Source organism: Dyella sp. (genome assembly GCF_035486915.1).
Lineage (GTDB): Bacteria > Pseudomonadota > Gammaproteobacteria > Xanthomonadales > Rhodanobacteraceae > Dyella_B.
In genome coordinates this window covers 16245-30075 of record NZ_DATHMR010000036.1, presented here as the reverse complement: position 1 = coordinate 30075, position 13831 = coordinate 16245, and the positions used below count along the sequence as shown (strand labels likewise).

15 protein-coding genes and 1 pseudogene are annotated in these 13831 nt (G+C 58.2%); 8 read left to right on the top strand and 8 right to left on the bottom strand.

Going from position 1 to position 13831, the window contains the following annotated elements:
- The 8 genes and pseudogenes from VK725_RS03705 to VK725_RS03670 form a co-directional block, all read right to left on the bottom strand.
- Positions 1-145: pseudogene (locus VK725_RS03705) on the bottom strand (GTP cyclohydrolase I FolE2); the annotation flags it as partial.
- A 91-nt stretch (positions 146-236) separates the two neighbouring features.
- Positions 237-1541 carry a S8 family serine peptidase gene (locus VK725_RS03700; protein WP_325316702.1) on the bottom strand — a complete coding sequence of 435 codons (1305 nt, stop codon included), beginning with the start codon at positions 1539-1541 and terminating at the stop codon, positions 237-239.
- Positions 1538-2173 carry a zf-HC2 domain-containing protein gene (locus tag VK725_RS03695; RefSeq protein WP_325316701.1) on the bottom strand — a complete coding sequence of 212 codons (636 nt, stop codon included), beginning with the start codon at positions 2171-2173 and terminating at the stop codon, positions 1538-1540. Before VK725_RS03695 ends, VK725_RS03700 begins: the two co-directional genes overlap by 4 nt.
- Positions 2170-2754: a sigma-70 family RNA polymerase sigma factor gene (locus VK725_RS03690; protein ID WP_325316700.1), complete on the bottom strand. Its 585-nt coding sequence runs from the start codon at positions 2752-2754 to the stop codon at positions 2170-2172. Before VK725_RS03690 ends, VK725_RS03695 begins: the two co-directional genes overlap by 4 nt.
- Positions 2755-2831: 77 nt before the next feature.
- Positions 2832-3566, bottom strand: coding sequence for a hypothetical protein (locus tag VK725_RS03685; RefSeq protein WP_325316699.1), 735 nt, complete (start codon positions 3564-3566; stop codon positions 2832-2834).
- A gap of 115 nt (positions 3567-3681) precedes the next feature.
- Positions 3682-4083, bottom strand: a complete 402-nt coding sequence (locus VK725_RS03680; RefSeq protein WP_414648445.1) for a c-type cytochrome — start codon at positions 4081-4083, stop codon at positions 3682-3684.
- Positions 4084-4105: 22 nt separating this feature from the next.
- On the bottom strand, positions 4106-5452 hold the full coding sequence (locus VK725_RS03675) for a cytochrome C (protein ID WP_414648444.1): 1347 nt from the start codon (positions 5450-5452) through the stop codon (positions 4106-4108).
- Between the two features lie 49 nt (positions 5453-5501).
- Entirely contained in the window at positions 5502-6011 is a 510-nt protein-coding gene (locus VK725_RS03670) for a cytochrome b (protein ID WP_325316705.1), read from the bottom strand.
- Between the two features lie 400 nt (positions 6012-6411).
- On the opposite strand from VK725_RS03670, the gene VK725_RS03665 reads away from it, so the two are divergent.
- The 8 genes from VK725_RS03665 to VK725_RS03630 are packed head-to-tail and all read left to right on the top strand — an operon-like array spanning position 6412 to position 13831.
- Positions 6412-6849, top strand: a complete 438-nt coding sequence (locus VK725_RS03665) for an FdtA/QdtA family cupin domain-containing protein (protein ID WP_325316698.1) — start codon at positions 6412-6414, stop codon at positions 6847-6849.
- Positions 6834-7499: an acetyltransferase gene (locus VK725_RS03660; protein WP_325316697.1), complete on the top strand. Its 666-nt coding sequence runs from the start codon at positions 6834-6836 to the stop codon at positions 7497-7499. The genes VK725_RS03665 and VK725_RS03660 overlap by 16 nt, the downstream gene beginning before the upstream one ends.
- Before the next feature lie 5 nt (positions 7500-7504).
- Positions 7505-8458, top strand: coding sequence for a hypothetical protein (locus VK725_RS03655; protein ID WP_325316696.1), 954 nt, complete (start codon positions 7505-7507; stop codon positions 8456-8458).
- The gene (locus tag VK725_RS03650) at positions 8445-9380 is read left to right on the top strand and encodes a GNAT family N-acetyltransferase (protein ID WP_325316695.1); all 936 of its coding nucleotides are present in this window, start codon (positions 8445-8447) and stop codon (positions 9378-9380) included. Before VK725_RS03655 ends, VK725_RS03650 begins: the two co-directional genes overlap by 14 nt.
- Positions 9377-10489, top strand: coding sequence for a DegT/DnrJ/EryC1/StrS family aminotransferase (locus VK725_RS03645; protein ID WP_325316694.1), 1113 nt, complete (start codon positions 9377-9379; stop codon positions 10487-10489). Before VK725_RS03650 ends, VK725_RS03645 begins: the two co-directional genes overlap by 4 nt.
- Positions 10486-11736 (top strand): O-antigen translocase, encoded by a 1251-nt coding sequence (locus VK725_RS03640; protein ID WP_325316693.1) that lies wholly within the window; start codon positions 10486-10488, stop codon positions 11734-11736. Before VK725_RS03645 ends, VK725_RS03640 begins: the two co-directional genes overlap by 4 nt.
- On the top strand, positions 11733-12662 hold the full coding sequence (locus VK725_RS03635) for a glycosyltransferase family 2 protein (protein ID WP_325316692.1): 930 nt from the start codon (positions 11733-11735) through the stop codon (positions 12660-12662). The genes VK725_RS03640 and VK725_RS03635 overlap by 4 nt, the downstream gene beginning before the upstream one ends.
- Positions 12659-13831 (top strand): hypothetical protein, encoded by a 1173-nt coding sequence (locus VK725_RS03630; RefSeq protein WP_325316691.1) that lies wholly within the window; start codon positions 12659-12661, stop codon positions 13829-13831. Before VK725_RS03635 ends, VK725_RS03630 begins: the two co-directional genes overlap by 4 nt.

Below are 13831 nucleotides of genomic sequence, written 5' to 3'. Positions count from 1 at the left end.
TGACGAAGGCACCGACCTGCGCACTCGATCGCTGCACATCGCCGTCGCCCGCGTCGAAGCGCACCGGCACTTCGATGCCATCCATGCCTACCCAGTCCAGCGCGCCAGCCAGATGCGGTTGCACCTGGGTAGCGACATCGGGCATCGGGCGGAGAACTTCAGGGGAGTTTTGCAAAGAGAAGGCAGCATTCACCGCTTATTTCCTTCGGGGGATTTTTTGACGACAAAAAAGGGGATCAGTGATTGACGTTCTGCGTGTCGTGTAGCGCAGCGACGGCCGAGGCGGCGTTCACCTGCAGCATGCCATTGGAAACCTTGCTACTTCGAAGCAGCACATCATGCACTTGCTGTGCGTCTAGCCTGGGTTTGAGCGAAAGCATCAACGCAACAATACCGCTGACGTGTGCGGCTGCCATGGACGATCCCGATGTGAAGTCGTAGCCGCCACCGGGTTGTGTCGTCAGAATGTCAGTGCCTGGCGCGCTGACAATGCCCGCTGGCGCCTGGGATGTTCCGCTGACACGCACAACAATGACGCCGGGCGCACTATCCGGAAATCCATCGAGATTTCCGCTTGGCGGCAATGCGGTCACGATAATGCGCCCCTGATCCAACAGCTGATCGAGCAATTTATCCAGCAGTGGATCGGCAGGGCCGCCAAGACTCAAATTGACGATGCGTGCATCGGTATCGATGATCGCCGCCAGCGCCTTGGCCAGCGTGAATGTATTGCAGCGCGCACCGGCATCCGCGGTGTCGTACCAGCATGCTTTGTACACGCTGAGTGTCGCTTTCGGCGCGATGCCGACGATGCCTTGATGGTTGTCGGCGTCGGCCGCAATAATGCCAGCCACTTCGGTGCCGTGACTGTCGTGATTGAACGATGCGGCGCTGTCATCCACCAAATTCTGCATATCGTGGATGCGGCCTTTCAGATCGGGATGCGATGTGTCCACGCCAGTGTCGATCACGGCAATGTGCACACCATCACCCTGACTCACCGTCTGAGCAATCGCGGCATTCGTTTCGACGAAGCCACGCTGCAGATTCACATACGGATCGTTGTAGTGGGTTGAATCGGGCGGTGTCGCGTCAGAGTAGACGGCATAATCGTTCAGCGGTTGCGCGAGTTTTACGCGACTGTCTTTGGTTAGCCTTTTCAGCAAGTCATCGCGCGAGACGCCCGGTGGCATTTCCAGGACGACGCAATAAACATTGAGCGCCTTGATCGGCCAACCAGACACTTCGCGCAGCCCATAGCTCTGCTTCAACGACGTCAGATCGGAAACGGCGCGCTGACCTGCGCCATAGAAACTGGGCGGCGTGTAACCCAACAAGGTGGAACCGGCGTGCGTCGCCGGTGGTTCGACCGGGTTCGCAACGGCCAGCACGATGTCGCGCTGGCTATTCATCGAGGACACACTTGTTGCTGCAGGTTCAATCGCGCTGGCGTGGTTGTTCGGGGTCGATATCACGGGAGATTGCACGCAGGCAGACAAGGCCAGCATGGCCATGACGAGCATGATGAAGCGATGTTTCATGGTGTGGAAGCGATGGGCTCCGCCAGTCGGATGCCTCGCGTGGCACGCAGTTGCTGCACGGTTTGCTCAGTGTTGGACGGGTTGTTCACGAGTGCAACGGTATAGGCACCCACGTCATTGGGTCCAGCCACTACCTGCAAGTGCAGCGTATGCAACAGCGCGTCCCAGTCGGTCAGCGTCATGTTTGCATCCGGCACGACGCGGATCGCACCTGCGCCGACCGGTGCCGCTGGTTGACTCAACGTGTGATAGACGGGCCTTTCGCCGGAGGAATACAGCTTTGCGCCGAGCGCGCCGATACCGATGGCCTGGATCAACACGGCCGCCACCAGTCCACGCGCCAGCCAGTTGCCGGCACGCATGCGATAAGGCGTTGCATCGTGCTCGGATGCATCGATACGATTCATCAGATGCTGTAACCCGGCATGCGCATCGACCCGAACGTCGGTCGGCAACGACATGGCAAGCCGCAGGCGGTTCTGCTGATTGAATTCCGCGCGGCACGATTCGCAATGCGCCAAGTGACCTTTCAGCCACTCGCTTTGCTCGGGCGCGGCACTTTCTTGCAATACCCAGGGCATTGCCTCCCAGGCGCGGAGGCAATCCTGGCTGGTATCCATGGGAAAGGTCATGGCACGTTCTCTTTCAAAGTGATGGAATCTCCCGCCAACGCTGGAAGTACGTTGCGCAGCTTTACGCGCGCATGGAACAGGCGCGCTTTCACGGTACCGACCGGACAACCCATGATGGTTGCGACATCCTCCAGCGTGTGGCCCACGCCGTAAACCAGTTCGATCACTACGCGCTGATCGGCAGTCAGGCGATCGAGGCCTTTGGCCAGCCAGTCGCGCAGTTCGCGATCTTCGTCCGGATGCGTCGACGGTATGCGGTCTTCCGGTATGTTGTCGTCCTCCACCGGCTCATCGCCACGCTGCCGCAATGCTTTCAGGCCGCAGCGATAAGCGATGCCCATGATCCATGTGGACACGCGCGAGTCGCCGCGAAAATCGCCCGCTTTTTGCCACGCAATCCATAGGCAGTCGTTGATCACTTCCTCGATCACGTCGGCACGGCGGGTCAACCGCGACAGGAAGCGACACAACCTGCCGTGGTAGCTGTGATACAGCGTCGCCAGCGCAACACGGTCCCCGGCCGCCATGCGCTGGAGCAGCATGCGGTCGTTGGTATCGGCGTCAATATCTGCTTCGTTCATAGGGCTCGGAGGGGTCATCCGATGGCATCGGTCGGCGTCGTAGGTGCCTTATCGGTGCCGGAAGGTTGCCCTTTGGATCAAAATGACCAGGAAATCGTGCCCACCCAAGGGGATGCAACCAGGTTGCCCCACTGCCGGTGTGACCCCGGGTCGGCGGCGACGCGATCGAGCTCCATCCGCCACGGCCCGTAGCTCCAGATTACGCCCAGTTGGCCATAGCGGTAGACGCTGGCGTGGCCATAACCGTTGGGACCATACGGGGAAAGGAGGGATTGGGCGACCCCGACCCCAGCCGAAACCGAGAAATGCCAGGCCAGCGGCCAGTGGAAATTCACATCCGCAGCCCCGCGCGGCTGGTGTTCGTCGCCGTTGGTAAGGCAGATCCCGGAGAGCCCGAAAGTAAGGATGTCGCGGTAAATCCAGTCGACGCTTGCTTCGCTCCGGTCAAAGTACTTGGCGCGCGCGTTCCCAGGGTAATCGTAATAAAGCACGCTGCCGCGCATCTGCCACTCATTGGAAAGCGACCAGTACTTGGACACCTGCACCAGCGCTTCGGAGACCTTTCCCGGCGACCGGATTTCCGTCGCCGCCGACGCACCCAGCGACCAGCCGCTGGGCGATGTCCATGACAAAGCGCCTTGCACAATAGGCGTGGGCGGCGACACCGCCAGACCGCGGTCGACCAACTCCGAGCTGATGCCGACCGCGCCCGTGACGCCGGATGTCTGCGCATGCAGCGGTAACCACATAAGCATCGTGACGAAAGCGAGAACGAGCGACGCCAGCCGTGCGCGATACCGGCACGACGTCATAGGCGCACGTGAAAGACAACGCTCCACCATAGCTCTACTTAGTCAGATGCAGGATCGCTGCCCCGTAGATAATACTCCGGGCTTATAGTCGATCTGCGACGACAAGGGAATGTCATCAATGCAAGGTGCTCAGATATGCGATGAGATCGTCCAGTTGTTTGGGATCGGTCAGGCCGTCGTATTTCATCTTGGTACCGGGGTTGGTCTTTTTCGCCGGTTGCGACAGATAGCTGTGCAGTTTGTCCGCGGTCCACACCCAGTGGTCCTGCTGCACCGCATCCGAATAATGGTAGTCGGCAATGCTGCCCGAATTACGCCCCACGATGCCAAACAGGCTCGGACCTTTCTTGTTGCGCCCTTCCTTCACGCTGTGGCATTCGGCGCATTCCTGTTTGAAAACATCTGCACCGGCGCCAGGATCACCGGCAAAGGCAAAAGGGGAAATCGCGATTCCTCCGATATACACGCTTGCGGCAACCATACACCGCAGGAAAGACGCTTTCGATGACTTGCTCACTTGCTGACTCCTGTTTACGTTTTTAGAAAGCCACGCTTGCTGTCAGTGAGAACGCATTCAGATCATTCGCGTTCGTGACCAGAGCACCCGGACCCACGCCAAAAATGTTCAAGGTGCTGCCATTGAATTTGCTGAAGCGGAACCACGTCGCGGAGAGCTTCAGGTTTGCGATGGTCGTAAACGAATCGTCCTTGCCGAACGGCGTCCAGAACACCGTCAACAAATTGCTCGTGGTATCTGGAACACCGTATGGCTGATAGCGAACAATGTCGCGCGATCCCGTATCCACCATATGCGAGAACTCGATGCCGTAACTTTGCTTGAACGTGTAGGTGACGGTGAATGTCTGATCGTGCACAGCGCCATGCGTAAGCGCCGTCACGCCGGGAAATGGGCTGGGCGGCAAGCTGCCATATCGCCGTTGCTCAAGAATGTTGACGTAGGCCACCTGCAGGATGTTTTCCCGGTTGCCGAGATACTGATACGTCAGGTCGTAACCTAGGTCGGTGAGACTGTCGCTGGGTCCGGAGCGCGGCAACTGTCGCTTGGTCGTCAACGCGACGATGCCAGCGGAGAAAAACTGTTTCTTCAAATCCTTCATGTATGCGAAACGCGCATACGCGGTATCGCTCAGTTTTCCGGGGTCGCCGGAGAGCGGGTAACCGAGATTATCCTGTTCGGACAACGGCAAAGAGTTATACGTACCGAGCTCACCGTACCAATCGGAATCGTAAAGCCCGTACATGGTCGCACCGATAACACGATCGGCCAGTGCGTCCGGACTGGACGGATTGAGCAGCGTGCCCGTCACGCCGGGCGGCCCCAGTTGCGTCGCTGCCGGCAGATCGGAAATGACATCCGAGAAGCCGGGGTTGTTGTTGACGCTGACGCCGAACGTGGCTTGCTTGCTGCCAAGATTCAGATCCTTGGCAACAAATCGCAGATCGACGTCGCTCAGCTTGGTATTGAATTTGCTGTCGCCTTGATTGTCGCTTTCAATCTTGACGTAGCCGCCGATGTTGTCCGTGATGCGTCCTGCCAGATACAAATCCGCTTCGGTCAATTCATTGGTGCTTTGGCCACGCGAGGGCACGGAACGCGTGCCCGTCAACTGCATGGCCGCCGGGATCTTGGTGCCATTGCCATCTGTATCGGTATAGCCATTGAGCTTAAATCGCATGCCGTACGGCGTCAGCGCGGGACCGTATGCACCGGCGTGACAATCCGCGCACGCCGATCCAGTCTGCCGCGCATACGCGGGCGTCGCCTGGGCGCTGGTGCTCATCAACAGCAGCAGCACAGTCACACCGAGCCACGCGTAAATAACCTTTGCCCGGCGCGCCATGTGCCGGCTCAGAAAAGATGACATGCAGTCTCCTTGCCCAGATCCAATGTGGTCATAAACAAACGAGGCGCACTCATGGGCGTCGACGTCTCGGCAACATGGCGCGCAGCGTGCTGTCGCGCACAACGTAGTGATGCCAAAGTGCAGCGCCGATATGCAGCAGAACAAGCCCGAGCAAGATCCACGCTGCATCGATATGCCAAGCCTGCAACTGATCGGCCAGGTCGTCGTCCGCTTTCACCAGGGCGGGCAGCGTCAGGCCAAATAGATGGACCGGCTTGTCTTCGGCGTTACTGGTTGCCCAGCCCAGCAGCGGCAGCGTGAGCAGAAGTGCATAGAGTGCGATGTGCGTCAACGTCGCGGCGATGCGGACGAATCGAGATTTGATGTCCGACGAAAGCCTGCCGAGCCGGAAGCGAAGCACCACGCGTACAAAAAACAGAATAAGGACGAACAAGCCGAAGTGTCGATGACCTTCCAGCAACCACTGGCGCACTGCACGACCGTCGACTTCGTCCCGTATCAAGATCAGGGCGGCAGCGAAGCAAACACAAAGTACGGTGAGCCAATGCAGGACGACCAATGACCTGGGGCGCGCGACATGCTGCGGCTCGGGTGAGCCCGACGATACGTTCGACCGACCTTCCAAGTCGCGCAGGAAAGTCACGTCACTGCCACGCTTTGGTTGAGCTTTGTTCTCCCATCCCATATCCAAGCTGCCTTTGCGTGCTGCCGATCCATGCGCTCCATGCGTGCTATCACGAGGAGCAAAAACGGCCTAGTGCGCGTGGGTGCCAGCGCAAGGATGAAAGGTTGCGCCGCAGCGAAGGCGAATACGCGCGCAATTCCATAGTTTCTGTCCCTTAGCTGACACGGAAAAGCGCCCTTCGCTTTTCCTTGCGGCCGTCGCAACAACCTTTCGTATGCAGCGCGGCACTCAGTTACGTGGGTCATTTCCACGCATTCACAGCCTGGCTAAAACCATGGAAATCGAACGCATTTCGTTGCAAAAGCATGGCGACCATCGCGGCATGCTGATCGCGTTGGAAGAAAATCGAAACGTGCCCTTCGACATCCGGCGCGTGTATTACCTGTTCGCAACAAAAAACGACGTGCATCGCGGGCAGCATGCGCATCGCCACCTCAATCAGATGGCGGTGGCGTTACGCGGATCTCTGACCATGCTGCTGGACGATGGCAATGGGCCGGTCGAAGTTGTACTCGACGATCCGACGCAAGGATTGCTCATCGGCAGCATGGTGTGGCGCGAGCTCTACAACTTCAGCGACGACTGCGTACTGATGGTTCTGGCGGATCAGCTTTACGACCCGGCCGATTACATCACTGACTATGCGGCGTTTCTTCGCGAGGTGAGGGGTATGTTGTACCTGGAGGACATGACTGCATGCGCAGGCGGCTAGTGCTTATCGGTGCGGGCGAGTTCGCACAGATCGCCTGCGAATATTTCGAACACGACAGTCCGTACGAGGTTGTCGCTTTCAGCGTCGAGCGCGAATACCTGTCGCAACCGGTCCTGGCGGATCGTCCCGTAGTGGAATACGAAACATTGGAAGAGACGTATCCGCCGCAAGATCACGACGCTTTCGTGGCTATACCGGCCAGCCAGCTCAATCGTCTTCGCACGCGGCTCTATCGCGACGCCCGACGCAAGGGCTACCGACTCGCCACCTATGTGAGCTCGCGCGCTTTTGTCTGGCGTAATGCCGAGGTGGGAGAGAACTGCTTCATCTTCGAGAACAACGTCATCCAGCCATTCGTCACTATCGGTAACAACTGCATTCTGTGGAGTGGAAATCACGTCGGGCATCGCACCGTTTTGCGCGACAACGTGTTCGTGGCATCGCATGCCGTTATCTCCGGTTACTGCGACATCGGCGAGAACTGTTTCATCGGTGTCAATGCGACATTCAACGATCACGTCAAAGTCGCAGAAGACAACGTGATTGGTGCGGGCGCACTGGTTACTCGCGATACCGAGTCAGGCCGCATCTATGTGGGATCGCCCGCGCGCGCGCTCCCGGACAAATCCAGTCTCGCCGTGAAGCTTTGAATCGTATGCACACATGGAGCAAGAAGGGATTGGTCTTCGACACTGCGCGACATGGCGTGGGCGGGTGGATGCGTCATTCAGCGCTGACCCCCACGCCGTACCGCATCAGTGACGAAGTGATCCGTGTCTACGCAGGTTTCCGGGATGAGGACGGCGTAAGTCGTATCGGCTATGTGGATGTGCTCGCGGACGATCCTGCATCCGTAGTGGGCGTGAGCCAGCAACCGGTACTGGATATCGGCCGTGCCGGGTGCTTCGACGATCATGGTGTCATCCTCGGCGATGTCATCGATGGTCCGGATGGCCTATACCTGTTCTACGTCGGCTTCCAGCGTGTCGCGAAAGCGAAGTTTCTGGCATTCACCGGTCTTGCCTTGTCGCACGACGGCGGCCTGCATTTTCGGCGCGTGCAGGACACTCCGATTCTCGATCGCGCGCACGGCCGCAGCACCATCGGTGCGGTGCATTCGGTACTGCGAGAGAACAATCGCTGGCGGCTCTGGTACGCCGTGGGAGACGACTGGGAAAACATCGATGGCCGTGTCTACCCGCGTTATCACATTCGTTGCGTGGAGACGGACGATCTGAAAAACATCCCACGCCATGATCATATCTGCCTGCGCCCGCGAGGCACGGAATATCGCATTGGACGTCCGCGCGTGCATCGATTCGATGACCGATATGTCATGTACTTTACGCGCGGCAACACCACCGGCGAATACTTCCCCGGTGTTGCCTACAGCGACGATGGCGTGAACTGGGAACGTCACGACGAAGACTTAGGTATCTCGCTATCCGACAGCGGCTGGGATTCGCGCACCATCTGTTACCCGGCGATGATCGAACACCGCGATAAGTGGTTGATGTTCTACAACGGCAACGACATGGGCATGGACGGCTTCGGCGTCGCCGAGATGGAACGTGCCAGCGTAGCGGGCGATGCTCATGTTTACGGTTAGGCCCTATGCGCCGTCCGATGCCGGCGCGTGGGACGCATTGATCGGTCGCTCCCGCAATGGCAACTTTCTGCATCGACGCGGCTACATGGACTATCACGCGGATCGCTTTGTCGATACGTCGCTCGTGATCGAGCGCGACGGCGACATCGAAGCTGTCTTTCCTGCGAACCTGCGCGGCAATGAGGTTATCAGTCATGCCGGACTTACCTATGCTGGCCTCATTGCAACCCCTGCACTGCGAGCCGAATCGACACTGGCCGTCTTTCAAGCGGTGGGCGATCACTATCGTGCGCTGGGCGTCGAACGCCTCGTCTACAAGGCGATTCCGCATGTCTTCCACCGCTGCCCGGCAGAAGAAGACCTGTATGCATTGCACCGATTGGGAGCCAAGCTGAAACGTCGCGATATATCGTCGGTAATTTCACTGCAGGCACCCTTTCACTTCAGCGAAGGTCGCAAGCAGTCGATCAGCAAGGCGCGCAAAGCCGGCGTACGCATTCAGGTGGGCGACGATGTCGCCGAATTCCATTCCCTGCTGACCGAGGCGCTTCGCAAGCACCACGCTGTACCGACACACAGTTTGCAGGAGTTGTACCTGCTGCAGAAACGCTTTCCTCAAAACATCGTTTTGCACGAAGCGCGCGTGGGCAATGCGTTGCATGCCGGCGCGCTCGTCTATGACTTTGGCAGGGCTGTGCATACGCAATACATGGCATCGTCCGAGGACGGGCGTCGCTCGGAGGCGCTCAGCTTTCTTTTGGCTGAGCTGATCAACAGCACCTACGCAGACAGGGAGTACTTCAGCTTCGGCATTTCATCGGAAGAGGACGGAACTCATCTCAACGGCGGACTGATCGCGCAGAAAGAGTATTTTGGCGCGCGCGCCGTCGTGCACGACTTTTATGAATGGGTGCTCCGATGAACGTCCCATTCCTCGATGCAGGGGCGATCAATGCACGTTACGCCGATCAGCTCAAGGCGGCAGCCGCGCGCGTGATCGATTCTGGCCGATACATTCTGGGTGAAGAGCTGGCCGCATTCGAAAAAGAATTTGCTTCGTATTGCGGCGTGCAGCACGCCGTGGGTGTCGGCAATGGGCTGGATGCCTTGTCGTTGATTCTCCGCGGATACAAAGAACTGGGTGTACTCAAGGAAGGTGACGAAGTCATCGTTCCCGGCAACACCTTCATAGCGACCATTCTGGCCATCACCGACAACCGGTTGATACCCGTACCGGTGGAACCGGACCCGGTCACCTTCAACATCGATCCGATAAGTGTGGAAGCGGCGATTGGCCCGCGCACCCGCGCGATCATGGCCGTGCATCTCTATGGCCAGTTGGCGGATATGCCGAGGTTGGCAGAGCTGGCGTCACGGCATGGCCTTCTTCTGATCGAAGACGCTGCCCAGGCACACGGTGCGGCGAGGGAGCTGCGCAAGGCGGGCGCATTCGGTGATGCGGCCGCTTTCAGCTTCTTCCCCGCAAAAAACCTCGGAGCACTGGGTGATGGCGGAGCCGTCGTGACCAACAACGACGATCTGCTTCAACGCATCCATGCACTACGCAATTACGGCTCCGAGGTGAAGTATCAGCATCTCTATCAAGGCATCAATTCGCGGCTGGATGAAATCCAGGCCGCGATGCTGCGCGTGAAACTCGCCCATCTCGACGAAGACACCCGGCAACGTAGGCGCATCGCGCTCCGCTACCGCGAGCTTATCCGGCATCCGCTGGTTCGACTGCCTGAAGTGAGCATTGAAGAAAGCCACGCATGGCATCTTTTCGTCGTGCGTTCGGCGCATCGCGATGCGTTGCAAAAGCACTTGTCTACGCAGGGTATTCAGACACTGGTGCACTACCCCATTCCGCCACATCGGCAGCCGGCCTATGCAAGCCTGCAACACGTGCATTTGCCATTGACGGAACAATTGCATAAGGAAGTGCTCAGCCTACCCATGGGACCGACCATGAGTAGCGACGACGTCGACCGTGTAATCGCCGCGTGCCAGTCATTCGAGCGCGATGCATGAATATCGTGCGCACCGGGTTCTATACGGGCATCGCCACGGCTTCGCGCCTGCTCGCGGGCTTGGTCGTCATCAAGCTTGTGGCGTGGTTTGCCGGTCCCGCAGGCGTGGGCAAACTGGGGCAATTCATGAGCCTGATGTCGCTGCTCGCGGTATTGGCCGGCGGCGGTATCAGCGCAGGCATCGTGAAATACGTGGCGGAATATCGCGACGATGCGCGGCGGCTGTCACGCTTGCTGGCTGCTGCGCTTTGGTACGCGCTGTGTGCCTCCTGCGTGATGGGATGCGCGGCGCTAATCTTCAGCCGGCAACTTGCCGTGTGGTTGTTGGACGATCCTCGCTACGAAAACCTCATTCGCATATTGGCGGTCGCACAACTTGGCATCGCGCTGATCAATTACATCCTGTCGGTGATCAACGGCTTCATGGATGTCAGGCGCCTCGCGCTCATTCAGGTAGTGGGATCGCTGCTCAGCGTGGCCATGGTTATCGGCCTGTCGCGCTGGCTCCATCTTTACGGTGCGCTGCTTGCCCTGGTTGTCGGGCAGGTCTTGACGCTTGCAGTGGGATTGCCGGCATGGTGGCGCAGCCCTTATTTCCAGCGAAACATGCTGCGCATGCGCTTCGATCGGGAAATGACAACGCGCCTCGCTGCATTTTCGTTGATGACGTTGACGTCCGCGTTACTCCCACCCTTGGTCAACATCGTTGTACGCAACCATCTCGCCACGCAGTTCGGATGGGAACAGGTCGGTTATTGGCAGGCGGTCAGCAAGGTATCCGATGCGTATCTTTTATTCCTGACCACCGCGATCAACATTTACTACCTTCCAAAACTGGCATCGACGCACGAGCGCAAATCGCTGGTCATCGAACTTCGTAGCGCTTACCGGTACCTCATACCGGCAGTCATCGTTCTGGCGGCGCTCGTGTATCTGCTGAGAGACGACGTGACGCAATGGCTGTTCAACGCCAATTTTGCTTCCGCCAATCCGCTGTACGGGCCTCAATTAGTGGGTGATGTATTGAAGGTCGCTTCGTTTGTTCTGTCCTATCTCATGCTTGCAAAAGCTATGACGCGGCTGTTTGTCGTCTCCGAATGCGTGTTCGCTGTCAGCTATCTCGCACTGGTCTACGTCTTCACCGCGTCCTTTGGGCTTATAGGAGCCATGTACGCGTTCGCCGTGAATTATCTGCTCTACCTGCTATTCAACATCGGTGTGGCACGGCGCTATCTGGGGGCGATATGACAGCTGACACGTTGCCGCTGGTATCCGTGCTCATCCCCGCTTACAACCACGAACGTTTTGTGCAGCGGTGCCTGGACAGCGTGCTGGAAGATCCATATCCGTCGAAGGAAATCATCATCATCGATGACGGATCGACGGACGACACGAGTGCGAAGATCGTCGAATGGATCGCCGCGCACAAGCATGAATTGCATATCGAGTATGCGCATCACAGCAATCGCGGTATCGCCGCAACGCTCAACGAGCTGGCCGCACGAGCGCACGGACAATACCTGCGACTGGGTGCGAGCGACGACTACCTGCTTCCCGGCGGCATGGAGGCACAGGTTCGTTACCTGCAGATTCACCCGTCCAAACATGCCGTGATCGGCGATTGTGTCGTTGTCGATCAACAAGGGAATCGATTGCACGACAGCGGCATGCGCGATCTGCACGGTGCAAACAAGAAGCTTTACAGCTCGACCGAAGGTATACGGCGTGCGGTAATCAGTCAGTGGGCCGTCGGTGGTCCCGTCGCACTGATTCGAAAGAGCGCGCTCGACACGGTGGACCGCTGGACCGAAGGCCTGCGCATCGATGATTGGGACTTCTTCCTGCGACTTGCTGCGCGTGATGCGCTTGGCTTTATCGACGTCAGCGTATGCGCCTACCGTCTTCACGGCGCCAACCTGAGCAAAACGCGACACCGAGCGACACGGATTGTGAACCTGATCGAGTCACGGCGAGTGGCAGTGCAGCGATCGCGGCTGTTCCAGGAGCCCTACAAGACATTGCTTAAGGCGCAATCGCATTTCATCGGGGCGAAGATCGCATTTCTGCAGCGACGGATCAGCCCGTTGTTATTTCATATGACTGCTTACATGTTGTTGATAGTCATTTCCAAGCTAAGGCAGCCCGCCGGCCACGTTGTGCTGAGGAAGGCATGAGAAAGATCCTGCGCCTTCCATCGTTCTATCTGGGCATACCCATTCTTCTGACGTGTGGGTTGACCTTGTTGACCTACGATCTGCCCGCCGGTTACACGGAAGGCATCTTTGTGCTCGCCGCGACAGCGATGGCCGTCGTTGTGTTTGACGCATGGACGGGTGTACGCATTCCACCGATCGCACGGTTCAGATCGCACCGCTATGTCGGCACCAGGGAAGCCTTCGTCGCTCTTGCCTTCTCCGCCGTCATTGTCGTTTTCTGTGTGCTGGATATCGCGCTGTTTCCGATACCGCTGTTCGACAATCCTTCGTCGTACGCCACGATGGAGGGAGGGCGCGAGCACATACGCCACATATCCAATTTATGCTGGATACTTCCCCCTGTCGGGATGCTCTGCGTGAGAAGCAGATGGCTACGCAATCTGCTTATCGTCATTGGCCTGATATTTCCCGTGGTTGTCATTGATCGAAACAGGATCTTTGCGACGCTGTATTCCTTCGCGCTTGTCATCCTGTTTCGCCGGGATACGGCGAAGCCGCTGCCATGGAAGACCATTATCTTTCTCGCGCTGATTGGCGCAACGGCTTTCTCGGTACTCGGCACGCTGCGCTCGGGTACCCTGGACACGGTGGCGCTACCCTTCAACAGGGCATACCACGCGGCACCACAGGGCGTGAAATGGCTGCTGCTCTACATGAGCGCCGGCCCGTACAACTTTGGCGCCCTATTCGCGAAGCATTACAGCAACGCCAGCTTCCTCATCAATCAACTCGTACCGCTTAGCGGTTCTGTCGCAACAGCTGGAACGGATATTCCACTGGATGCGTCGAACATCAACGTAGGCACAGAATTCCTCCCATTTCTGATGGCGGCCGGTCCGGCCGGTGCCGTCATCTCCGTGGTGGTGTTGTACGCCATGCTGCTCTGGAGCGTGCGACTTCTGCGACGCAACGTTTCGCTGTTCCACCTGCTGATCTTTCTGCGCATGTCTTACGTATGCGTCATGTCGCCTTTCGCACCGCAAGCTTACACGTGGTCAAACTTAAGCTTTATCGCGCTCTGCCTGCTGCTTCAGGTTCTTGCTGCATGCCTTCCGAGCCGGAACGCCTCGCAAACGCATGTCGCGCATGGTTTGGCGTCCTCTACCCACCGACCCTTCCTTCGATAA

What these genes read in the sequence shown, in the direction of transcription:
- VK725_RS03655 (WP_325316696.1), top strand. Translation starts at nt 7,505, where the DNA reads ATGCACACATGGAGCAAGAAGGGATTGGTCTTCGACACTGCGCGACAT.
- VK725_RS03665 (WP_325316698.1), top strand. Translation starts at nt 6,412, where the DNA reads ATGGAAATCGAACGCATTTCGTTGCAAAAGCATGGCGACCATCGCGGC.
- VK725_RS03650 (WP_325316695.1), top strand. Translation starts at nt 8,445, where the DNA reads ATGTTTACGGTTAGGCCCTATGCGCCGTCCGATGCCGGCGCGTGGGAC.
- VK725_RS03630 (WP_325316691.1), top strand. Translation starts at nt 12,659, where the DNA reads ATGAGAAAGATCCTGCGCCTTCCATCGTTCTATCTGGGCATACCCATT.
- VK725_RS03695 (WP_325316701.1), bottom strand. Translation starts at nt 2,173, where the DNA reads ATGACCTTTCCCATGGATACCAGCCAGGATTGCCTCCGCGCCTGGGAG.
- VK725_RS03640 (WP_325316693.1), top strand. Translation starts at nt 10,486, where the DNA reads ATGAATATCGTGCGCACCGGGTTCTATACGGGCATCGCCACGGCTTCG.
- VK725_RS03700 (WP_325316702.1), bottom strand. Translation starts at nt 1,541, where the DNA reads ATGAAACATCGCTTCATCATGCTCGTCATGGCCATGCTGGCCTTGTCT.
- VK725_RS03690 (WP_325316700.1), bottom strand. Translation starts at nt 2,754, where the DNA reads ATGAACGAAGCAGATATTGACGCCGATACCAACGACCGCATGCTGCTC.
- VK725_RS03675 (WP_414648444.1), bottom strand. Translation starts at nt 5,452, where the DNA reads ATGTCATCTTTTCTGAGCCGGCACATGGCGCGCCGGGCAAAGGTTATT.
- VK725_RS03645 (WP_325316694.1), top strand. Translation starts at nt 9,377, where the DNA reads ATGAACGTCCCATTCCTCGATGCAGGGGCGATCAATGCACGTTACGCC.
- VK725_RS03660 (WP_325316697.1), top strand. Translation starts at nt 6,834, where the DNA reads ATGCGCAGGCGGCTAGTGCTTATCGGTGCGGGCGAGTTCGCACAGATC.
- VK725_RS03685 (WP_325316699.1), bottom strand. Translation starts at nt 3,566, where the DNA reads ATGACGTCGTGCCGGTATCGCGCACGGCTGGCGTCGCTCGTTCTCGCT.
- VK725_RS03635 (WP_325316692.1), top strand. Translation starts at nt 11,733, where the DNA reads ATGACAGCTGACACGTTGCCGCTGGTATCCGTGCTCATCCCCGCTTAC.